The organism is Qipengyuania polymorpha (assembly GCF_019711435.1).
GTDB lineage: Bacteria > Pseudomonadota > Alphaproteobacteria > Sphingomonadales > Sphingomonadaceae > Qipengyuania > Qipengyuania polymorpha.
This window is the reverse complement of sequence record NZ_JAIGNK010000001.1, coordinates 1-20,412: the sequence shown is the minus strand read 5'-3', so window position 1 is coordinate 20,412 and position 20,412 is coordinate 1. Positions and strand designations below refer to the sequence as shown.

At 63.7% G+C, this 20,412-nt stretch carries 17 protein-coding genes and 1 pseudogene; 7 read left to right on the top strand and 11 right to left on the bottom strand.

What is annotated here, in order from left to right; genetic code table 11:
- Positions 1-95: 95 nt before the first annotated feature.
- From obgE to K3152_RS00080, 3 genes are read left to right on the top strand one after another with little or no spacing between them, the layout of a single operon-like run.
- The gene (gene obgE / locus K3152_RS00090; protein ID WP_221572085.1) at positions 96-1,151 is read left to right on the top strand and encodes a GTPase ObgE; all 1,056 of its coding nucleotides are present in this window, start codon (positions 96-98) and stop codon (positions 1,149-1,151) included.
- Positions 1,152-1,157: 6 nt separating this feature from the next.
- Positions 1,158-2,279 carry a glutamate 5-kinase gene (gene proB / locus K3152_RS00085; RefSeq protein ID WP_221572084.1) on the top strand — a complete coding sequence of 374 codons (1,122 nt, stop codon included), beginning with the start codon at positions 1,158-1,160 and terminating at the stop codon, positions 2,277-2,279.
- Positions 2,276-3,181: an NAD-dependent epimerase/dehydratase family protein gene (locus K3152_RS00080; RefSeq protein ID WP_221572083.1), complete on the top strand. Its 906-nt coding sequence runs from the start codon at positions 2,276-2,278 to the stop codon at positions 3,179-3,181. Before proB ends, K3152_RS00080 begins: the two co-directional genes overlap by 4 nt.
- Before the next feature lie 3 nt (positions 3,182-3,184).
- Here K3152_RS00080 and K3152_RS00075 read toward each other — a convergent pair whose 3' ends face one another.
- The gene (locus tag K3152_RS00075) at positions 3,185-4,546 is read right to left on the bottom strand and encodes a C13 family peptidase (RefSeq protein WP_247713156.1); all 1,362 of its coding nucleotides are present in this window, start codon (positions 4,544-4,546) and stop codon (positions 3,185-3,187) included.
- Between the two features lie 119 nt (positions 4,547-4,665).
- Here K3152_RS00075 and K3152_RS00070 point away from each other — a divergent pair, with 119 nt between their 5' ends.
- Together K3152_RS00070 and K3152_RS00065 are read left to right on the top strand one after the other, a co-directional pair.
- Positions 4,666-5,760, top strand: coding sequence for a 2OG-Fe(II) oxygenase (locus tag K3152_RS00070; protein WP_221572081.1), 1,095 nt, complete (start codon positions 4,666-4,668; stop codon positions 5,758-5,760).
- Between the two features lie 113 nt (positions 5,761-5,873).
- Positions 5,874-6,293 (top strand): hypothetical protein, encoded by a 420-nt coding sequence (locus K3152_RS00065; RefSeq protein ID WP_221572080.1) that lies wholly within the window; start codon positions 5,874-5,876, stop codon positions 6,291-6,293.
- A gap of 60 nt (positions 6,294-6,353) precedes the next feature.
- On the opposite strand, the gene K3152_RS00060 is transcribed toward K3152_RS00065, so the two are convergent.
- The 9 genes from K3152_RS00060 to K3152_RS00020 form a co-directional block, all read right to left on the bottom strand.
- Positions 6,354-7,109 (bottom strand): phosphoadenylyl-sulfate reductase, encoded by a 756-nt coding sequence (locus K3152_RS00060; RefSeq protein WP_221572079.1) that lies wholly within the window; start codon positions 7,107-7,109, stop codon positions 6,354-6,356.
- Positions 7,106-7,552 carry a DUF934 domain-containing protein gene (locus tag K3152_RS00055; RefSeq protein WP_221572078.1) on the bottom strand — a complete coding sequence of 149 codons (447 nt, stop codon included), beginning with the start codon at positions 7,550-7,552 and terminating at the stop codon, positions 7,106-7,108. Before K3152_RS00055 ends, K3152_RS00060 begins: the two co-directional genes overlap by 4 nt.
- Positions 7,545-9,176, bottom strand: coding sequence for a nitrite/sulfite reductase (locus K3152_RS00050; protein WP_221572077.1), 1,632 nt, complete (start codon positions 9,174-9,176; stop codon positions 7,545-7,547). The genes K3152_RS00055 and K3152_RS00050 overlap by 8 nt, the downstream gene beginning before the upstream one ends.
- Positions 9,176-9,472, bottom strand: coding sequence for a DUF2849 domain-containing protein (locus K3152_RS00045; RefSeq protein WP_221572076.1), 297 nt, complete (start codon positions 9,470-9,472; stop codon positions 9,176-9,178). Before K3152_RS00045 ends, K3152_RS00050 begins: the two co-directional genes overlap by 1 nt.
- Entirely contained in the window at positions 9,469-10,224 is a 756-nt protein-coding gene (gene cobA / locus K3152_RS00040) for a uroporphyrinogen-III C-methyltransferase (protein ID WP_221572075.1), read from the bottom strand. The genes K3152_RS00045 and cobA overlap by 4 nt, the downstream gene beginning before the upstream one ends.
- Positions 10,225-10,321: 97 nt before the next feature.
- The gene (locus K3152_RS00035; protein WP_221572074.1) at positions 10,322-11,377 is read right to left on the bottom strand and encodes a mechanosensitive ion channel family protein; all 1,056 of its coding nucleotides are present in this window, start codon (positions 11,375-11,377) and stop codon (positions 10,322-10,324) included.
- Positions 11,378-11,379: 2 nt separating this feature from the next.
- Positions 11,380-12,585: a cystathionine beta-lyase gene (metC, locus tag K3152_RS00030; RefSeq protein WP_345719740.1), complete on the bottom strand. Its 1,206-nt coding sequence runs from the start codon at positions 12,583-12,585 to the stop codon at positions 11,380-11,382.
- A 2-nt stretch (positions 12,586-12,587) separates the two neighbouring features.
- Entirely contained in the window at positions 12,588-13,421 is an 834-nt protein-coding gene (locus K3152_RS00025; RefSeq protein WP_221572072.1) for a sulfurtransferase, read from the bottom strand.
- Between the two features lie 36 nt (positions 13,422-13,457).
- Positions 13,458-14,561 (bottom strand): hypothetical protein, encoded by a 1,104-nt coding sequence (locus tag K3152_RS00020; RefSeq protein WP_221572071.1) that lies wholly within the window; start codon positions 14,559-14,561, stop codon positions 13,458-13,460.
- Positions 14,562-14,664: 103 nt separating this feature from the next.
- Here K3152_RS00020 and queF point away from each other — a divergent pair, with 103 nt between their 5' ends.
- Together queF and K3152_RS00010 are read left to right on the top strand one after the other, a co-directional pair.
- The gene (gene queF, locus K3152_RS00015) at positions 14,665-15,123 is read left to right on the top strand and encodes a preQ(1) synthase (RefSeq protein ID WP_221572070.1); all 459 of its coding nucleotides are present in this window, start codon (positions 14,665-14,667) and stop codon (positions 15,121-15,123) included.
- On the top strand, positions 15,124-15,984 hold the full coding sequence (locus K3152_RS00010; protein WP_221572069.1) for a DUF1499 domain-containing protein: 861 nt from the start codon (positions 15,124-15,126) through the stop codon (positions 15,982-15,984).
- Positions 15,985-16,017: 33 nt separating this feature from the next.
- On the opposite strand, the pseudogene K3152_RS14220 reads toward K3152_RS00010, so the two are convergent.
- Positions 16,018-20,412: pseudogene (locus K3152_RS14220) on the bottom strand (hypothetical protein); the annotation flags it as partial.

Here is a 20,412-nt window from a genome sequence, read left to right as displayed (position 1 = left end):
CAGGAAGGGGCCGGGTCGCCATCATGCGGCCCGGCCCTTTCGCATATTCACCAAGCGCCTCGCCTTCCGCATGAAAAGCTATTAGGGGCGCTTCCATGCATTTTCTCGACCAGGCCAAGATCTATCTCAAGTCCGGTGCGGGCGGCCCCGGCGCCGTCAGCTTCCGGCGCGAGAAGTATATCGAATACGGCGGCCCCGACGGCGGCAATGGCGGCAAGGGCGGCGACATCGTCTTCCGCGCCGTGCAGGGCCTCAACACGCTCATCGACTTTCGCTACGCGCAGCACTTCAAGGCCAAGCGCGGCATGCACGGACAGGGCAAGGACAAGACCGGTGCAGGCGCGCCCGACCTCATCATCGACGTGCCCGTCGGCACGCAGGTCCTGTCGGAGGACAAGGAAGAGGTGCTCGCCGACTTCACCGAAGTGGGCCAGGAAATCGTTTTCCTCGAAGGCGGCATGGGCGGCCGCGGCAATGCCAGCTACAAGAGCAGCACCAACCGCGCCCCGCGCCAGCACCAACCGGGCGAGCCGGGCGAGGAAATGTGGGTCTGGCTGCGGCTGAAACTGCTCGCCGATGTCGGCCTGCTGGGCCTGCCCAATGCGGGCAAGAGCACCTTCATCAACCAGGTCACCAACGCCAAGGCCAAGGTCGGCCATTACGCGTTCACCACGCTGGTGCCGAAACTGGGCGTGGTTCGCCACAAGTCCCGCGAATTCGTACTGGCGGACATTCCCGGCCTCATCGAAGGCGCAGCGGATGGCGCAGGCATCGGTGACCGCTTCCTCGGCCATATCGAGCGCTGCCGGGTGCTCATCCACCTCATCGACATCGCCGGACAAGACCCTGCGGATGCCTACAAGACGGTGAATGCCGAGCTCGAGGCCTATGGCGCTGGCCTCGCCGAAAAGCCGCAGCTGGTCGCCTTGAACAAGCTCGACCTTACCGACGAGGAACTGGGCGCAGCCTTTGCCGACGAACTGCTGGCGGCAGGCGCGGACAAGGTCTTCAATATCTCGGGCGCGACCGGCGAAGGGATCGAGGAATTGCTCGATGCCGTCCTGTCCTACCTGCCCGACCGCACCGCCACCGAAACGCAGGCCGAAGAGGTCGAAGACGAGGGCGACGAGCCCGACTGGTCGCCCATCTGACCTTCCATGACGGTCACCACCCTATCCGGATTGCGCGAGGCAAAGCGGCTGGTCGTCAAGGTCGGCTCGGCGCTGCTGATCGAACAGGGCCGGGCGCGCGAGGCATGGCTGTCGACGCTGGCCGCCGAAATCGCTGCGCTACGCAAGGGCGGGACCGAGGTGATAGTCGTGTCGTCGGGCGCGATTGCGTTGGGGGCGGCAAAGCTGGAGCTTGCCAAGGGCGGACGCGGAAGCCTCGCCGATGCGCAGGCGGCTGCCTCGGTTGGGCAAGTCGAACTGGCGCGGCTGTGGTCGGAAGTGCTCGGACGTCATGACCTCATCGCCGCGCAGATGCTGGTGACGCTCGACGACCTCGAAGACCGCCGCCGCTATCTCAACGCCTCGGCCACGCTGGAACGCCTGATCGAGGCGGGTGCGATACCGGTGGTCAACGAAAACGACAGCGTGGCGACCGAGGAAATCCGCTTCGGCGACAACGACCGCCTCGCCGCGCGCGTGGCACAGGCGGCGCAGGCCGAAGGTGTGTTGTTGCTGTCGGACGTGGACGGGCTTTACGACCGCAACCCAAAGGATGCGGATGCGAAGCTGGTCGAGACGGTCGAAGGCGTCACCCCCGCTATCATCGCCATGGCGACGGATGAAAGCACTTCGGGCCTCGGCTCGGGCGGGATGCTCGCGAAATTGCAGGCTGCGCGGATTGCCGAACGCGCCGGTATCGCGCTCGCCATCATCAACGGCACGCATGACGCACCGATTGCCCGCGCGCTCGATGCGGGACGCGGGACGTTGTTCCTTCCGCAAGGTGACGAAAGCGCCCGCAAGGCGTGGCTGTCGGGCCGCCTCGCACCTACCGGTGTCCTCACCGTCGATGCAGGCTGCACCGAGGCTTTGGCCAACGGGGCGAGCCTGCTTGCCGCCGGAATGACCGAGGTCGAGGGCGATTTCCGCCGCGGCGACCTCGTTGCCATCTTCGGCGCAAAGGGCGAGAGGCTCGGACAGGGCCTCGTCGAATACACTGCCGAGGAATGCCGCAGCATCCTTGGCTTGCGCGAGGAAGAGCAAGCAACAAAGCTCGGCTATGCCCCGCGCGCGGCCGTCGTCCACCGCGACCACATGGTGCGCGCATGATCGTCGCGTTGACAGGAGCTACGGGCTTCGTCGGGCAAGCGGTGCTCGATGCGGCGGCGCGTTCGGGCATCAAGGTTCGCGCCCTCACCCGCCGACCGCAGTCGCCACGCAATGGGGTGACATGGATCGAGGGAAGCCTCGGCGATACCGGCTCGCTCCTGAAACTTTGCGAGGGCGCGCACAGCGTCATCCATGTGGCTGGGCTTACCAACACGCCCGACCCGGCAGAGTTTGTCGAAGCCAATGTCACCGGCACGCGCAAGGTGCTTCACGCGGCCAAGCGCAGCGATGTTGCGCGGTTTGTTTTCACCTCTTCGCTTTCCGCCCGCGAGCCTTCACTCTCGCGTTACGGAGCGTCGAAAGCCAATGCCGAAGTCCATGTCGAAGCGAGCGGCCTCGACCACACCATCGTGCGCCCGCCCGCCGTCTATGGCCCGCGCGACAAGGACATGTTCGAGCTTTTCCGCGCAGCAAAATACGGCATCGTTCCGGTTCCGCCCAAGGGCTATACGTCCATCATCCATGTCGACGACCTGGCCGAATGCCTGCTCGCGCTAGCACCGGCCGGAACCGCCAGCGGCGCGCTGCTCGAACCCGATGACGGGCGCGAAGGCGGCTATGAGCATGGGCAGATGGCCAAACTCATCGGCAAGGCGATGGGGAAGAACGTGCTCGCCCCGCACCTGCCTGCTTCCGTGCTGGGCCTCGGAGCGAAAATCGACCGCCTGATGCGCGGGGACCAGGCCAAGCTGACCGCCGACCGTGTGGGCTACATGGTCCACCCCGACTGGGTCTGCAGTCCCGAGCGTGCCGTGCCGCAAGACATCTGGCAGCCGCGCATTCCCGGGCCGCAGGGCTTCGAACAGACCGCCCGCTGGTACGAGCGCGAAGGCTGGCTATAGCTGCTACTCGGGCTGCGTTTCCCACACTCCGCGCATGTTCTTGCCGACATGCACTTGCGGCTCGGAAGGCGTAATCGCCATCCCCGCCTCGTCGGCGGCAATGCGCTCCCGCGCTTCCTTGAAAGCATGCTCTAGCGGCTTGGTCTCGACGGCATCGCCCTTGAAGAACATCTCGGCAAAGACCGTCATCTCGCGGCTGTCGTCGCAGCCGTAGGAGGTACGGTCCTTGCGCGCGGCGGTAATGACGATGCTGTCGTCAGAGGCGAGCGGGGCTATCCAGCTGCCTGAGTAGCAGGCCGAGACCACGACCAGCCTTTTGGCGACACCAGTTTTTGCAAGCACCGAGCGGAGCCGGGGGGCCGTGATGCCTTCAAGCGCCGTATAGTCTGGCAGGTAGGTACTCAGCGCGGCATCCTCGCTGCCGTGCGAAGTGAGGTAGACCGCCAACATGTCACGTGCAGGGTCCGCATCCTCCGCAATCACTTGCGCGATTTGTTCGAGGTTGGGGTTGGTCGCCAGCGGCACCTCGGTCGGGCTGGCCCCGTCGTTGGACAGGAGCACGCTCATGCGCAGATTGTCCCCGAAGCGGCTTCCGAAGGCTTCCAGCGCCCGTCTGCTTTCACGTACGAACAATTCCTGCGTGCCGTCGGGTGCTACCGCGATGAGGTAAACCCGGCCCTCCTCGCTTGACGCGGCCGAGAGCAGCTTTGCTGACTGCTCGACTAGGCCATGTTGCGATTGCCAGAGCCGGTCGGGTGCTATGCTTTCAATTTCGCGGGCTTGCTGCTCTTCGGCCCCCTGCGAGAGGGCGTACAGCGTCACCTTCATGTTCAATTCCGCCGTCCAGACCGAAGCCACGGCGCCCAGACCGAACGCGATTAGCATCAGGACCGAACGAAGGCGGTTCGTGAAATAGCTGCGGTTCATGAGGAGGTAGACCAGCGCATTGATACATGCGCCGAACGCCACGATGATATCGGTGTCCACGACATCCAGCGCCGGTCCAAATTGCATCAGGACCAATCGTACGAGGGTCACAGCTGCCATGACGCTCAGCGCGTGTTTCGCCAGTTGCAGCGCGGCCGGTACGCTGCGGTAGATCCATCCCGCAAGGCACGCTGCCATGACATAGACAGCGGGCACTTCGAAGGCGAGCTGGACCTCAATCCAAGGCTCCTCGCTTTGCGCTGCACAAAGAAGTCTCAGGACAACGGCTGCGAACCACGTCGCGACCAGCGGTGCCAGCAGCGAGCGCGAGTAGGCAATATCTGCCTCGTCGTCTGCGATATCCTCCGTCACTTCGCACGAAGACTCGGCCTCGACATGCGGGCTCGCTTTCGTGATGGAGGGCACACTTGCTGTCATCGCGTTCACCTATTCCACGCCTTGTAAATTTGGCGTAAACCACAAGTGCCTAGGACTGCCGGGCAACATCGCTATTATTGAAATGTTGTTCGCAACATACGCGAGACGAAGACAAACGGATGCCTGCCCAGCCTGCCCCTACCCTGCCCGGCGATTACGCGCCGTGGTTTCATGCCAAGGCCCTCGAAGGGTCGGACCGCTATGCCTTCCATTCGGTCGGCGGACGCCATGTGCTGATGCTGTTCTTCGGCACGGCTAGCCAGCCGGGGGCCAAGGCCGCGCTCGATGTGGTCCAGAAGTACCGCAAGCTGTTTGACGACGAGCATGCCATCTTCTTCGGCGTCACCGTCGACCCCACCGATGTCGCGCAGAAACGGATTGCGCAGAGCCTGCCGGGCATCCGCCATTTCCTCGATTACGACCGCGCGGTCAGCCGCCTCTATGGTGCTGCACATCAGGACCAGCGCTACGAACCCTTCTGGATGCTGATGGACCGGGAATTGCGCATTGTCGGCAAGTATCCGCTGGCGCAGGGCGAGGAAGCGATTGCCGAGTTGAAGCGCCGCACCGCCGTCATCCCCGACAGCTGGGCGCCCGTGCTCACCGTGCCCGGTGTCTTCGACGAGGCGCTATGCAAGCACCTTATCTCGCTTTACGAGGCCGATGGTGGGACCGCGTCGGGCTTCATGCGCGATGTGAATGGCAAGACCACCCATATCCTCGACGACGGTTTCAAGCAGCGACGCGACACCACCATCGAGGACCCCAAGCTCATCCAGGCGCTCTCGCAGCGGGTAGCGCGGCGTGTAGCGCCAGCTATCGAGCGCGCCTTCGCCTTCAAGGCCACGCGTATCGAGCGGCACATCGTCGCCTGTTACGAGGCGGGAAAGGGCCATTTCCGCCCACACCGCGACAACACGACTTTCGGCACGGCGCATCGCCGCTTCGCCGTCACCATCAACCTCAACGCTGAGGACTATGAGGGCGGAAACCTGCGCTTCCCCGAATTCGGGAATCGCACCTACCGCGCCCCGACCGGCGGGGCGGTGGTGTTCTCCTGCTCACTGCTGCACGAGGCAACGCCGGTGACCAAGGGCAAGCGCTACGCCTTCCTGCCCTTCCTCTATGACGAGGAAGCGAAAGCGGTACGCGAGGCCAATCTCGACAAGCTGGCAGCGCAGGAAATGCACAAGCGCGCCCACGAAGCTGGCTGAACCACAGCGATTGCCTTCCGGCTGGATTGCCCTACCCTTGCAGCTGCCGGGTTCGCGAATCGTGGGCAGAAAACATTCGCCCGTTCGTAAAAGGGTCGCGAACGGAGGACTTGATGAGAATTTTCCTGATTGCTGCCAGCGCGCTGGCCATTACCGCCTGTTCGCAGGCTGAAGAAGCCGACCCGGCAGAGGCCACTGAGCCCGCTGCAGCCGAAGTGTCAGGACCGGTTGCTATCGACGGCAATCCCTCGGCCGGAATGTACCGCGTCACCACCGAGGAAGGCGAGGTCTACATGGAAGATGCCAAGCCCGACGGCACTTATGTCACGACAAAAGACGGCGAAGTTGTCGAAACCGGCACGTGGGAGCAGCCATCGCCGGACCAGTGGTGTTCTCAAGTCGATGAGGAATATATCGACGAAGAGGAAGATGGCACGCGCAAGTGCAACACCGAACAGATTGATGAGAACGGTGTCTGGACCTCGGTAAACTCGGAAGGCAAGACTGCCGTAATCGAGCGCGCAGACAGCTGAACGACCTTCTGGATCGTGAAGGGCGCCGGTGGCTTCCGCCCCCGGCGCCTTTCTATCCCGTCAGAGAAACGGCTCCTCGCCGGGCTTGTGGATGCCGCATTCGACCTTATCCCAGCCGGCCCAGCGGCCTGCTCGGGGGTCCTCGCCGGGCTTGGTCTCGCGCGTGCAGGGCGAACAACCGATGGAAGCGAAGCCGCGTTCGACCAGCGGGTGGCGCGGTAGGTCGTGCTCTTCGAAATAGGCGGCGATGCGGTCTGCATCCCAGTCGATGAGTGGGTTGATTTTGAGGCGTCCCTGCGCGTCCGATGTGTCCAGCTCGAACCGCGGCAGGTTGGCGCGGGTCTTTGACTGGAACGCCTTGCGCCCCGTCACGCTGGCATCGAAACCGGCGAGCGCTTTTTCAAGCGGGCGCACTTTGCGCAAATCGCAGCATCCGTCGGGGTCGTATGACCAGCGCAGGCCGGTTTCGTCGCGCTGCTGCAGGTCGGCGAGGTCGGGATAGACATTGACGAGGTTTAGCCCCAGCAGCTCGGCCACTTCGTCGCGATAGGCCAGCGTTTCTGGGAAGTGCTTGCCAGTGTCGAGGAAGAGCACCGGCACGCTCGCATCGATCTGCGACACGAGGTGCAATAAGGCAGCGCTTTCCGCGCCGAAGCTGGAGACGATGGCCATGTCGCCCGCAAGGCCGCCGTCGATGACCGCGCGCAGCCACTCATCGGTATCGCTCCCGCGGAACATGCGGTTGAGCCTTATGGCGTCATGGTCCGTGAAACGGGGGCCCGTGTCGAGCCGGTCGATGGCGCGCGCCTCGTTCATGCGTGGCGCTTGGTCCAGATCGGCGTGCGGCTGTCGGCGGCTGCTTGGTAGACTTCGGGCCAGCGGCTGAAGGCGGCTTCGAGGTCATCCGCATCGAGCGGCGCGTCGGGATCGAAGGCGTCGAAACCGCAGCGGCGCATATAGGCGACCTGATCGACCAGAACATCGCCCACGGCGCGCAGTTCGCCCTCGTAACCGGCCTCGCGCAGCAGGCGGGCGGAAGAATAACCGCGTCCGTCGCCGAAAGCGGGGAAGTTCACCTCCACCAGCGCGAGGCGTCCCAGATGGGGGATAAGCTCGCGCGCGTCGTCGCCCGGCTCCACGCGCACCGCGCTGGCCGAAGACTGGTCGAGGAAGGAATCCACCGTCACGGCAGCGTGGTCAACGGCTTCGTCCTCGCGGTAGCGGATGAGGCGGTCGTTTTCGGTAGCGAGGTCATCCATAAAGCGCCTCCTTGAATGGGGCCATGCCGATACGGCGGTAAGTGTCGAGGAAGCGCTCGCCCTTCTCGCGTTCGCGCAGGTAAACGTCGGCGGCGGTCTCCACCGCGTTGACGATGCCGGCCTCGTCGAAGCCGGGGCCGGTGATCTTGGCGAGGCTGACATCTTCCGCCTCGCTGCCGCCGAGCAGGAGCTGGTAGTTCTCGACGCCCTTCTTATCGACGCCAAGGATGCCGATGTGGCCCGCATGGTGATGGCCGCAGGCGTTGATGCAGCCCGATATCTTGAGCTTCAGCTTGCCCAAAGCCTCGGTCTTGCCATTGGCGGCGAAGCGTTCGGAAATCTTCTGCGCGACCGGGATGGAACGCGCATTGGCGAGGCTGCAATAGTCGAGCCCCGGGCAGGCGATGATGTCCTCGATGGTGTCGAGATTGGGGCTGCCCAGCCCCGCCTCGTCGAGCGCGGTCCACAGCGCATGGAGGTCGGCCTTGCGGACATGCGGCAGGACGATGTTCTGCGTGTGCATGACGCGCAGTTCATCGAAGCTGTAATCCTTGGCGAGGTCCGCCATCAGGCGCATCTGTTCCGAAGTCGCATCGCCCGGAATGCCGCCGACGGGCTTGAGACTGATGACCGCCGAGACATAGCCCGATGCCTTGTGCGCAACCGTGTTGCGGTCGACCCAGAGCGCGAAGTCGGGGTCGCTTCGGTCGATATCTTCACTCGCGTCGGTTTCGAACAGCGGGTCCTCGAAGAAGGTCCGGATACGCTCGAGCTCGGCGAACGGCGGTTCGATGCCTTCGTCCAGCATGCGGGCGAATTCATCGTCGACAGCTTGGGTGAAATCGTCCTTGCCCATCTCGTGGACGAGGATCTTGATCCGCGCCTTGTACTTGTTGTCGCGCCGTCCATAGCGATTGTAGACCCGCAGGATCGCTTCCGAATAGGTCACCAGCCGGTCGAGCGGGACGAAGGCCTTTATGCAGGGCGCAATCATCGGGGTGCGGCCCATACCGCCGCCGACATAGAAAGCCGCGCCCAGTTCGCCGTCCTGCTCGACAATCTGGATGCCGATATCGTGGAGGCGCATGGCCGCGCGGTCGGTATCGCTGGCGATGACGGCAATCTTGAACTTGCGCGGCAGATAGCTGAATTCCGGGTGGAAGCTCGACCACTGGCGCAACAGCTCCGCATAGGGGCGCGGGTCGACCAGCTCGTCCGCCGCAGCGCCTGCGAAGTGGTCGGAGCTGATGTTGCGGATGCAATTGCCGCTGGTCTGGATGGCGTGCATCTCGACCTTGGCGAGGTCTGCCAACAGCTCCGCGGCTTCCTCCAGCTTGATCCAGTTGTACTGGATGTTCTGGCGCGTGGTGAAATGGCCATAGCCGCGGTCATACTTGTCCGCGATGTCGGCCAGCGCATGCATCTGGCGGCTATTGAGCGTGCCATAGGGAATGGCGACACGCAGCATGTAGGCGTGCAGCTGGAGGTAGAGCCCGTTCATCAGCCGCAGCGGCTTGAACTGGTCTTCGGTCAGCTTGCCGTCGAGGCGCCGACGCGCTTGATCGCGGAATTCCTCCACGCGCGCGTCGACCATTTGCTGGTCGTATTGGTCGTACAAATACATCAGATTACCCAGGTGCCGATATCGGTTTCGGTCGGCTTCAGTGTGAGGTCGGGGCGCACGGTGGGGCCCAATGCGCGGATGCGGTCCTTGATGTGGCTGGGGCGCGGGCGACCCTCGTGGCGCTCGGCATCGATGGCGTAAGGCGCATTGACGCGGCGCGCGGCTTCCTCGCGGCGGGCGATTTCTTCCTCGCTGCCGCTGACATCGGCGGCATCCTCGACATAGAGCGACCAGTCCTGCCCGGTCCACCAGGTCACCGCACCGCTCTTGAGGTCGTTTCCGGTGAGGATTCTCATAATGCTGCCTCCCTGGCGAGCGCTGCCAGCGCGTCTTCGCGCGCGGTGACTTCGCCGATGACGATGAGTGCGGGGCTGACGACGGCTTCGCGCTCCACGAGGTCGGGAAGCCCTGCGAGCGGTGCGCGCAGCACGCGCATTTCAGGCCGCGCGCCGTTCTCGATGACGGCAACCGGCATGTCGGGCGCAAGCCCGTCTTCCATCAGTTTCTCCGCGATTTGCGGTGCGGTCTTCACGCCCATGTAGATGACCAGCGTGCGGCCCTTGCCCGCCAGCCCTGCCCAGTCCTGCTCGGCAAGGCCCTTGCACTGGCCCGCGACGAAGCTGACGATGGACGATGCCTCGCGGTGGGTGAGCGCAATCTGTGCCGCTGCCGCCGCGCCATTGGCAGCGCTGATGCCGGGGATGACTTCGACCGGGACGCCCGCCGCATGGGCTGCTTCGGCTTCTTCGCCGCCACGGCCGAAGATGAACGGGTCGCCGCCCTTAAGCCGCACAACATCGCGGCCCGACAGCGCAACACGTACCAGCAGCGCGTTGATGTGCTCCTGCGCCATGGTGTGCTTCGAACGGCGCTTGGCGACCGAAACCAGCTCGGCATCGGGATGCGCGAGGTCAAGGATCGCCGGGTCGACGAGTCCGTCGTGGACGATGATACGCGCCGCCTCGATGAGGCGCGCCGCGCGCAGCGTCAGGAGGTCGGGATCGCCCGGTCCCGCGCCGACGAGATAGATGGTGCCAACATGTGCCATGCGGCCAAAATGCGTGGCAGGACGCGATTGCGCCAATCAGAATGCGTGTGCGGTCAAAAAGCGCTTATTTTGAAATCCACGCTGTCGGCGCGTGAACCTATTCTTTTGTAACCCTCTCGCGCGCCATGATCTCGAGCAGGCGGTCGAGCTGGTCGGAAGAGCGGATGTGCAAATCGCGCTGGGGGAAGGGAATTTCGATCCCGTTGTCCTTGAACAGCCACCACAGCTTCTTGAGCACCGCGCTGCGCACGTTGCCCACGCCGTCTTCCGGGTCCTTGATCCAGCAATGGATCATGAAATTGACCGAATTGTCGCCATACTCGCTCATCCATACAGTCGGTGGCGGAGCCTTGAGCACGCGCTCGCAGCTCTTGGCCGCTTCCAGCATCAGCTCTTCGGCCAGCTTCATGTCCGCTTCGTAGCTGACGCCGACGGGCACCTGCATCCGCACGTTTTTCGACGAATAGGACCAGTTCTCGACCTGGTTGATCATCAGGTTTTCGTTCGGGATGAGATATTCGCGCTGGTCACGGGTAGTCACCGATACTGCGCGCACGCCGATCTTGCGGATTTGCCCGAAGCTTTCGTTTCCGGCCATGTCTGTCACCGCAATCACGTCGCCCGGCTTGATCGACTTGTCCATCAGAAGGATGATGCCGGCGATGAGGTTACCGAAGGTCTTCTGAAGGCCGAAACCGATGGCGAGACCGAACGCGCCGGAGAACACCGCCAGCGCGGTGAGGTCGATGCCGAGCAGGTCGATGCCGAGGAAGAAAGCCGCCGCCCACACGATGATGGTGAGGATTTTCTCCGCGAGCAGCTGCTGCGTATCGTCGAACTTGGTGAAGCGCCGCACGCCGCGGCGGGCCAGCTTGCTGATGAGCCATGCACCGAACAGGACGCCCATCACGATTACCGCGACGATGAGCACATCGAACACCGAGATGCGGATATCGCCCATGCTGAAGGCCAATGCGTCCAGCCCGTCGACCACGGAACCGACGGTTTCGTTTCCGCCGCTCACGGCCTCCTTGATCCCTTCGGCCGCAGCGACGCTGCTTTCCTCGGGCGCATCTTCGGCCAGGTTCCACGCCTGCTCGACCGGGGTCGGCTCGGGACTGGGCGTGTCGGTGGGTGCGGTTTCGCCTTGCACGTCTATCTTTCGTTCATTGCCGCGAAGGCCTGTTCGAGGTCGGCGATGAGGTCGCCTGTGTCTTCCAGCCCGATTGATAGGCGAATTGCGAAGCGGTCCTCAACCCCCCATCCCGCTTTCGGCCACGCCATTTTAGCGCGGACCGGCTCGACATCGAATGGCAGGGCAAGGCTTTCGAAGCCGCCCCAACTGTAGCCGATGCCGAACAGTTCGAGCGCATCGACGAGGCGGCAGCGCGCGGCATCGTCGCCGCCCTTGAGGACAAAGCTGAAGAGACCGCAGCCGCCGGTGAAGTCACGTCGCCAGAATTCGTGACCGGGCGAGCCGGGCAGCATGGGGCACAGGACATGCGCCACATCGTCGCGGCTTTGCAGCCACTCGGCGATGGCAAGCGCGCTCTCGGTTTCGTGGCGCAGGCGCACGCCCATTGTCCTGAGGCCGCGCAGGGCAAGCGCGGCATCGTCGGGCGACACGACATGGCCGAGCTGCTGCGCGGTCTGGCGCAGGCGGCGATGCCACTTGTCGCCTGCGCTCGCCGCACCCATCATCACGTCCGAATGGCCGCCGACATGCTTGGTCAGAGCGGTGATGACGATATCGCAGCCATGCTCCAGCGCCGCAAAGCCGAGTGAGGTCGCCCAGGTGTTGTCGACGAGGCTGACCGCGCCCTTTTCGCGCGCAATCCGCGCCAGCGCAGGGATGTCGCAGACTTCCATCGTCAGGCTGCCCGGGTTTTCGAGCATGACGGCCTTGGTCTTGTCGCAATACGCGTCTTCGAAAGCCTCGATATTGAGCGGATCGAAGAAGCGGTGTGCCACGCCGTAACGCTTCAAAATGCCCATCGCGGCATTGCGGGTCGGGTCGTAGCAATTGTCCTGCACCAGCAGCACGTCCCCTGAGCGCAGGACCGCCATCAAGGCGCCGACCAGCGCCGCGACACCGCTGGGGTACAGTACCGTCCCTGCCGCGCCCGGCTCCAGTTCGGTAAGCGCCTCGGCCAGCGCCCATTGTGTAGGAGCGCCGCGGCGGCCGTAGAAGAAGCGGCCGTCCTCGTTCGACTTCACCCCTTCGCGAAGCGCCGCGCAATCCTTGTAAAGGTGCGTGCTCGCACGCCAGACGGGCGGGTTGACGACATGGCTGGCGAAATCGCCCGAGCGTCCGCTCGTGACCAGCTTCGTGCCGGGAGACTGCTTGCTGCCCTTGCCCACTTTCAGCGCGCCTCCCCGCTTTCCTTGGGCGTGTCGGGGTCCGCGCCCCATTCCAGCCAGCTGCCGTCATAAAGTGCCGCATCGAGCTTGCCGATCAGCGCGAGGCCGAACAGCAGGACCGAGGCCGTCATGCCGCTGTTGCAACTGGTGACGATCGGCTTGTCCGGATCGATACCCGCCTCTTCGAACTCGCTGCGGATGGCTTCGGGAGAACGATAGGTCCCGTCCTCGTGAAACAGGCGGGTGAAGTGCAGATTACGCGCCCCGGGGATGTGCCCCTCCGACCCGCTTCCCGCGCGCCCCTCGAACCGGGCCGCATCACGCGCATCGACGACCTGCCACTCGTTCTCCTCAAGGTTCTTGGTCATGTCCTCTTTGCTGCGGACCGCGCGTACCGGTTCAGCCCCGGCGCGCTTGCGCGGAGCGTGATCCACGATCCGGTCGGAAAGCTGTCGCCCTTCCATGCGCCACTTGCCCAACCCGCCGTCGAGAATCGCTACCTTGCCCTCGCCGTACCGCGTCAGGATGAACCATGCGCGGGCGGACGAACGGATGGCACTGTCGTCATAAAGGACGATACGACTGCCCGGCGCGATGCCGAGTTCGCCCATGCGCTCGGCAAACTGCGCGCCTGTCGGCATCGCCTTGGGCACGTCGGACGCGGTATCGACGAAACTTGCAAGATCGAGGAAGCGAGCCCCCGGAATATGCGCCGCCCGGAATTCGGCCCGCGCATCGCGCCCGCTGTCGGGCAGGTGCATGGTCGCATCGAGCACGACGATGTCATCGGAGCCGAGCCGCGCGGCAAGCCATTCGGTCGAAACGAGTTTGTCCATCACCGCTTGCTAGCGGGCGCTCGCACGCCTGTCGATTCAGTCGAGTGCGCGTGCAGCGATCGGTTCGTAGCTGCGCGGGCCCTCGTCGATGCGGAAAGGCATGACCCGCCCGCCACCCGGAACGCCGAGGCCGACCACGAAGGTCCTCACCAGCGGCTCCTCGCTCGCGCCGTCGAGCCGCACGCGCAGCAGCGGCACGAACAGCGCCGCATTGCCTTGCCGGATAACCCGCGCCTGCGACAGCGGGATGGTAATCTGGCCTTCGAACCGCACGGTCTGTCCGGGTGCGATGCGGGCGAAGGTGTGACGTTTCTCAAGCGTTTGCGAGGCGCTGGCAACCTGCTGTTCGACCGGCAAACCGCCATGGGCCGAGACGATATCTGCGCCGAGGTCGACGTCCTTCAAGGCTCCCGGGGAGCGATTGATGAGCGACACACGGTAATGCAGCGTCGCATTCATCACCGAGCGCGTCAGCTTGATGGCCTCGGCGCTGATCTGGATTTCATGCGGGGCTGCCTTGCCCGACGCGGTGGCCACGATGGGCCGCTCGATTTCGGGCGGTGGCGCATTGCGGCGGCGCTGCGACACGAAATAGCCGAGACCGAGCAGGGCCAGCAGGCCTCCGCCCACCGCGGGCCACAACCAGTCGATACCCTCGGCGCTTTCTTCCGCAGCGGGAGTCGCAACCGGCTCGCTGGAAGTGGCACTGGGTGTCGGAACGGGCGTCGCTTCATCGGTCGGAACCGGTGCGGGAACGATGGGCGCGGTCTCGCCCGGGTCGAGTGGCAGGCGCTCTTGCGCGGTCGGAACCGAACGCGGCTGTGGCGACACTCTTGGCGCTGTGGGCTGCGGAGCCGTGCTGCGCGGGGTAGACGTCGCGCTCGGCGTCGGTGCCGGTGTCGGGACCGGCTGCACGGACGCGCTCGGCGTGGGGCGCGGCGCAGGCGTGGGGGTCGGCGTAGCGATAACGCGCGGACGAACCGGGACTACGCCCTCGGAATCGACCGGCCCCTGGACATTCGGGCTGGCAGTCGGAGTCGGATTAGGCGGCAGCTGGAAGTCACGCACGCTCTGGGCGGCAAGACCGGCGGGCGCGGCGAGGACCAGCGCGACGAGGGGGAGGCGGAAACGGGTAAACATGGGCAAAGGGGGCCTGATTGGTTGGCCGCGCTGAATAGGCACTGAAGGCATCTCTTCCAAGCCCCGCCTTGCGCCAAGGCGCGGTTCGCGGCAGATGCGCTGCATGAGCGACACACCAACCCCCAAGTTCCTCGGCGAAAACAGCCCCCTTCCCGCCTCGCCGGAAGAGGCCGAACTCGATTATGTGCCGAACCCGCGCAAGGGTTCGCTCTACATGGTCCGCTTCGCCGCGCCCGAATTCACCTCGTTGTGCCCCGTCACCGGCCAGCCCGATTTCGCGCATCTCGTCATCGACTATGCGCCGGGCGAGACCATCGTCGAATCGAAGAGCCTGAAACTGTTCCTCGGTTCTTTCCGCAACCACTGCGGCTTCCACGAGGATGTGACGGTCGGTATCGGCCAGCGCCTGTTCGACGAGATGAAGCCGCAATGGCTGCGCATCGGCGGCTACTGGTACCCACGCGGGGGCATCCCGATCGACGTCTTCTGGCAAAGCGGCGCTCCGCCTGCAGGCTTGTGGCTGCCCGACCAGGGTGTATCGTCATACCGAGGGAGAGGTTGAATGAGCGAAACCGGACAGCACGAAACTACGCCACACAGTGATACCGGCGCCGGGAAGCGCCTGTGGCGTTCGAGCCTGCCCAAGTGGGCGCTCTGGCTTTCGCTGGGCGTACTCGCGTGGTTCGCGCTCGCCGCTTTCGGCCCCAAATTCGGTCTGATTCCCTGGCAGACAGGCCTCGGCTTCATGCTTCGCGACGCCGGCCTTCCCCTGATCGGGATCAGCGCCGTGTTTGCACTGGTCGCGCTGGTTTTTGCCCTAGTGAAGACGCCGCGCGGCCCCTGGTGGAAAGCCGCCATCGCCCTCGCCATTCCGGTGACGTTGCTGATGGGGCTGATGAGCCTGCGCGCCCAGGCCGAAAGCGTCCCGCCGATCCACGATGTCGCCACCGACCTGCGCGACCCGCCGACCTTCTCGCCTGCAACCATGGCGCTGCGGAGCGAGCTGGGTGCCAATCCCGTCAACGATTACGGCACACCCCTGGGCCAGCTGCCGATGTGGGAAGGCTCGGACGACGAAGTGCTCAAGGCCAAGAACCACGCAGACATTATCGCCGAAGAGTATCAGGGTCTCAAGCCGATCATCCTGGGCAATGCGAGCGAAGAGCAGGCCTTCGATGCCATCATCGCTGCCATGGGCGAGATCGGCCTGCAGGAGGTCCGGCGCGTCGAGGGTTCGAATACCGTCGAAGGTGTCGCAGAGACATTCGCTTTCGGGTTCAAGGACGACGTGGTCGCCCGCGTGGCAGACGGTCAGATCGATTTGCGCTCGGTCAGCCGCGTCGGCGTTTCCGATCTCGGCTACAACGCCGCGCGGGTGCGCGAACTGACCGAGGCCATCGAGGCGCGATTGGCGGGCGAATAAACGCCCACCAATCGCTCTCGCAGCTTCTTAGGCCTAGAGCACGAAGTCGGAAGCCTGCAGGTCGACCAGATTGTCGAGAGAGAGGTAGAGGTCGGCCACGCCGTCCCCGTCGACATCCATTTCCACGGTCAGGCCACCCGCACCGTCGCTCTCGTAGCGAAGTTCGCCTGCCGTCCCGCTGAAGGCTGAAGTCCCCACGAAAGTGAAGGCCTGGTTGCCAGCGGTCGTGGTGTCGGCATCGATGCCCCACAGGTTGATACGATCGCCCTCGGCGCGGGAGAAATCCTCGATGGTGTCGGTCGAGGCTGCCGACGAACCGAGGTGGCCGTTGGCGCGGAAGTAGAACGTGTCCGCCCCCGCACCGCCATTCAGTACGTCGTTGCCCGCACCGCCATCGAGCTGGTCGTCGCCCGCGCCGCCGAACAGCGCGTCGAGGCCTGCGCCACCCCAGAGGATGTCGTCATTGTTCTCGCCATGGAGTGTGTCGGCACCATTGCCGCCGAGCAGTTCGTCATTGCCGTTGCCCGCAAACAGCGTGTCGTTGCCGTCGCGGCCGTTGAGCGTGTCGAGCCCGCCGAAGCCTTCCATGAAATCGTCACCATCGCTGCCGAGCAGGAGGTTGTTGCGGGCGTTGCCGGTAGCGACGGTCGCGTCTCCGGTGAGGATGAGCTTCTGCACCGTGTCGGGCAGGACGAAATCGATGTCCGAGCGGACGGTGTTGTAACCGCCCGTTTCGCCGGTGATGACATCGCCGATGTCGTCGATGACATAGAGGTCGTTGCCAAGACCGCCGCTCAGCGTGTCGGCACCAGCGCCGCCGAACAGCTTGTCGTTGCCGTCGCCGCCGGTCATCGTGTCGTTACCCGCGCTGCCGAACATACGGTCCACGCCATTACCGCCGACCATGATGTCATCTCCCGACTGGCCGTAAAGGTAGTCGTCGCCATCGTCGCCGTAGATTTCATCATTGTCGCCGCCACCGGCAATGGTGTCTGAACCGAGGCCGCCCGACAGTACGTCCTCGCCAAGCCAGCTGCGGATAAAGTCGTCGCCGGCGTTACCGATGATGACATTGGCGATGTAGTTTCCGAGCAGGCGCTGGCCACCCGTCGAGGTGCCGTAAAGCTGCTCCACATTGTCGGTCAGGTAGTATTCGGCGAGGTTCGTACGGACGGTGTCGAGCCCTTCATCGGCAAGTTCGGTTACCGTATCGCCCGCATCGGTGACGATATAGTCGTCATCACCAAGTCCGCCGACAAGCGCATCATTGCCAAGACCGCCATCGAGCCAGTCGTTACCCTCGCCGCCCTCGAGCGTGTCTGCGCCCGAATTGCCGAGGATGTAATTCGAAAGCTCGTTACCCGTCAGCGCCTGCCCGCCCGGTGCGGTACCTTCGAGGTTTTCGACCCATGAGTGCAATGTGTAGGCTGCCAGGTTGGTAGCAACGGTATCGATACCTTCGCCATCCTGCTCGACGACGTTGTCGGAAGCGGAATCGACGAAGAAATAGTCGTTTCCGAGGTGGCCATACATGGTGTCGTTGCCCGTGCCGCCGGTGATGATGTCATTGCCATCACCGCCATAGAGCCGGTCATTGCCTGCACGGCCATCGAGGACATCGTCACCCGCTTCGCCATAGAAAGTGTCGACGAAATCACCGCCAATCATCGTGTTCGACTGGTCGTTCGCGTAAATTACCTGGTTTGTCGAATGCGCCGAGAGGAAACGCTCGATGTGATCGGAACCGTAGTAGGTCGAGGTCGCGACATAGACGGTATCGTTGCCTTCACCATCAAGTTCGACGGTTTCCTCATACGCGTAGTCGACATAGTAGGTATCGTCGCCCGCACCACCGATTAGCGTATCGTCACCCTCGCCGCCATCGAGCGTGTCGGCATCATCACCGCCACGGAGCGTGTCTATACCGATGCCGCCATAGAGCGTGTCCATCCCGGCGCCGCCTTCGAGGATGTCGTTGCCGTCCATCCCGTACAGCGTGTCGTCGAAGCCGAGCGACCGGATCAGATTGTCCTGCGCATTGCCGGTCAGTGTCTGGACGCCCGCGAAGGTGCCGTAGAGATGCTCGACATGATCGGCCAGCGTATAGGTGGCGAGGGTCGTGTAGAGGAAGTCGAGACCTTCATCTGCATTTTCCGTGACCACGTCGCCTTGCGAATCCACCCAATAGGTGTCGCTGTCCGCTCCGCCGGCCATGGTGTCGTTGCCTGCCCCGCCGTCGAGCCAGTCATTCCCGGCACCGCCGGTAAGCGTGTCATCGGCGCCAAGACCGGTCAGCGTATCGTTACCGGTGCCTCCGGCAAGATTATCCGCATTAGGCGTGCCGACGAGCGACTGGTCGGCCGGCATGCCGACGACCTGCGCGAAGCTGCCCGCAGCGAACATGCTGTCGGTAAAGTCGATGGTGCCGGTAAACTCATAGACCATATCGCTCGCGACATCGAAGACGAGATCGCCATCGCTGTCGGCCACGAGATAGGTGTTGCCGCCCTGCTGGACATACCAGACCTGCACCACGCCGGTCCCGACATCGCTTCCCGGAAGCGCCTCACCGTCGGAGAAAGTGAAATGCGTCAGCTCGCCGCGGAAGATGACGTCGCTTTGGCGTGTGTTGATTGCCCAGCCATAGTAACTGGTGCGACCGTTGGAATCAACCTGCTGGAAGGAAACGAGATCGCCTTCAAGCGCATCGAAATCGGTGATGACGGAGTGGTTGCCCCAATGGCTGTCATTGCCGAGCCGGAAAGTATCTGCATCATCACCGCCTGTTATCAAGTGGGAATTGCCGCTGAACGAGGTGTAATAACCGCTACCTACGGAAATCGTGTCGTCGCCAGTGCCGGCATCGACGGTCGTGGTACCGCCAGCAACATTGACAGTATCGTTGCCGGTACCCGCATCGATGATGGCATTGGAGTGGTCGGATGTGATGAGGTCGGCGCCCGAGCCTCCGGTGATGGTGGCAACGGTGTTTTCGACCCCATAAGTTTGGAGCGAAATCTGGTCGTCGCCGTCGCCCCCGTCCAACACGTTCGTGCCATAATAAGCGTAGATGCGATCATTATCGGCACCGCCATAGATGACATCGTCACCCTGATCGCCATTGAGGTTGTCGTTGCCGAACCCGCCAATGAGGGTGTCGTTACCCTCACCCCCGGACAAGGTATCCGCGTCCTCGCCGCCTTCCAGCGTGTCATCGCCGGCGTCGCCATACAGCGAATCGTTGTTGGCATCGCCGTACAGATGGTCGTTATCGTCGCCGCCACGGATTGTGTCGGAATCGAGCCCGCCTGACAGGATATCCTGGCCAGCTTCGCCGAAGAGGTAATCCCGGCCGTCACCGCCGTTCAATGCGTCGTTCCCATCGCCCCCATAAAGGTAATCGATGCCCGCAAACCCGTTGATGGTGTCGTTGCCTGCAACGCCATAAATCTGGTCGTCGTTTGCCGTGCCGTCCATCGAGTCGTCGCCACTGGTCCCGGCCACGGCCACGAACATGCCATCGACAAAGTCCGACTGCTGGATGGCGAAGGTGCCGGTGAACTCGACCACGAAGTCGGTAGCTGCATCGAACACAAGGTCGCCGTCGGTATCGCCGACGAGATAGGTGTTGCCGCCCTGGTTCACATACCAGAACTGCATCACCCCGTCGCCGATGCCGCCGCCCGGGAGCGCTTCGCCATCGGTGAAGGTGAAGCCGGTCAGCTCGCCGCGGAACAGCGTCGACCAGTTGCGCACGCCAACCGTGCCGTAATAGGTGCCCACCCGGCCATTGACGATCTCGAGCAGTTCGATGCGGTCGCCCTCGCTGGCATCGAAGTCGGTCACGACATCCTGCTCGCCCCAATGCGAAGAGTTGCCGAAGCGGAACAGGTCCGCCCCGTCGCCGCCGGTCAGCGTGTGCTGGCCGTAATCCTGGTTGTACTGGTCATCACTCGAAGTGATCGTGTCGTCACCAGTGCCGCCATCGACCACCGTGTCGGCATTGCCGTAATAGCTGCCGGACACGCTGATGGTGTCGTTGTCCGCGCCGGCATCGATGGTCGCACTGGTCCGCGTGCTGGTGATGGTATCGCTTCCCGCACCGCCGCTGATGGACTGCGTGGTGGCAACACTCGCATCGTCGTAATTGTTCGCATTGATGCGGTCGTCGCCGTCACCGCCGTCGAACGTGTTGTTGCCGTAGTAGTCGTAGAACGTGTCGTTGCCGCCTTCGCCCGACATCGCGTCGTCGCCCTGGCCACCATAGAGGCTGTCGTTACCGGCACCGGCAATAATCGTATCGTCGCCATCGCCTCCATGGAGATTGTCGTGCAGTATGTCGCCATTGAGCGTGTCGTTACCCGCATCGCCATACAGCGTGCCGCCGTCGATGCTGCTGTAAAGCGTATCGGCGCCCTCGCCGCCATA

Bases quoted from the DNA above. Each gene is read 5' to 3' on its own strand.
- obgE (WP_221572085.1), top strand. From the start codon at position 96: ATGCATTTTCTCGACCAGGCCAAGATCTATCTCAAGTCCGGTGCGGGC.
- proB (WP_221572084.1), top strand. From the start codon at position 1,158: ATGACGGTCACCACCCTATCCGGATTGCGCGAGGCAAAGCGGCTGGTC.
- K3152_RS00080 (WP_221572083.1), top strand. From the start codon at position 2,276: ATGATCGTCGCGTTGACAGGAGCTACGGGCTTCGTCGGGCAAGCGGTG.
- K3152_RS00075 (WP_247713156.1), bottom strand. From the start codon at position 4,546: ATGACAGCAAGTGTGCCCTCCATCACGAAAGCGAGCCCGCATGTCGAG.
- K3152_RS00070 (WP_221572081.1), top strand. From the start codon at position 4,666: ATGCCTGCCCAGCCTGCCCCTACCCTGCCCGGCGATTACGCGCCGTGG.
- K3152_RS00065 (WP_221572080.1), top strand. From the start codon at position 5,874: ATGAGAATTTTCCTGATTGCTGCCAGCGCGCTGGCCATTACCGCCTGT.
- K3152_RS00060 (WP_221572079.1), bottom strand. From the start codon at position 7,109: ATGAACGAGGCGCGCGCCATCGACCGGCTCGACACGGGCCCCCGTTTC.
- K3152_RS00055 (WP_221572078.1), bottom strand. From the start codon at position 7,552: ATGGATGACCTCGCTACCGAAAACGACCGCCTCATCCGCTACCGCGAG.
- K3152_RS00050 (WP_221572077.1), bottom strand. From the start codon at position 9,176: ATGTATTTGTACGACCAATACGACCAGCAAATGGTCGACGCGCGCGTG.
- K3152_RS00045 (WP_221572076.1), bottom strand. From the start codon at position 9,472: ATGAGAATCCTCACCGGAAACGACCTCAAGAGCGGTGCGGTGACCTGG.
- cobA (WP_221572075.1), bottom strand. From the start codon at position 10,224: ATGGCACATGTTGGCACCATCTATCTCGTCGGCGCGGGACCGGGCGAT.
- K3152_RS00025 (WP_221572072.1), bottom strand. From the start codon at position 13,421: ATGGACAAACTCGTTTCGACCGAATGGCTTGCCGCGCGGCTCGGCTCC.
- K3152_RS00020 (WP_221572071.1), bottom strand. From the start codon at position 14,561: ATGTTTACCCGTTTCCGCCTCCCCCTCGTCGCGCTGGTCCTCGCCGCG.
- queF (WP_221572070.1), top strand. From the start codon at position 14,665: ATGAGCGACACACCAACCCCCAAGTTCCTCGGCGAAAACAGCCCCCTT.
- K3152_RS00010 (WP_221572069.1), top strand. From the start codon at position 15,124: ATGAGCGAAACCGGACAGCACGAAACTACGCCACACAGTGATACCGGC.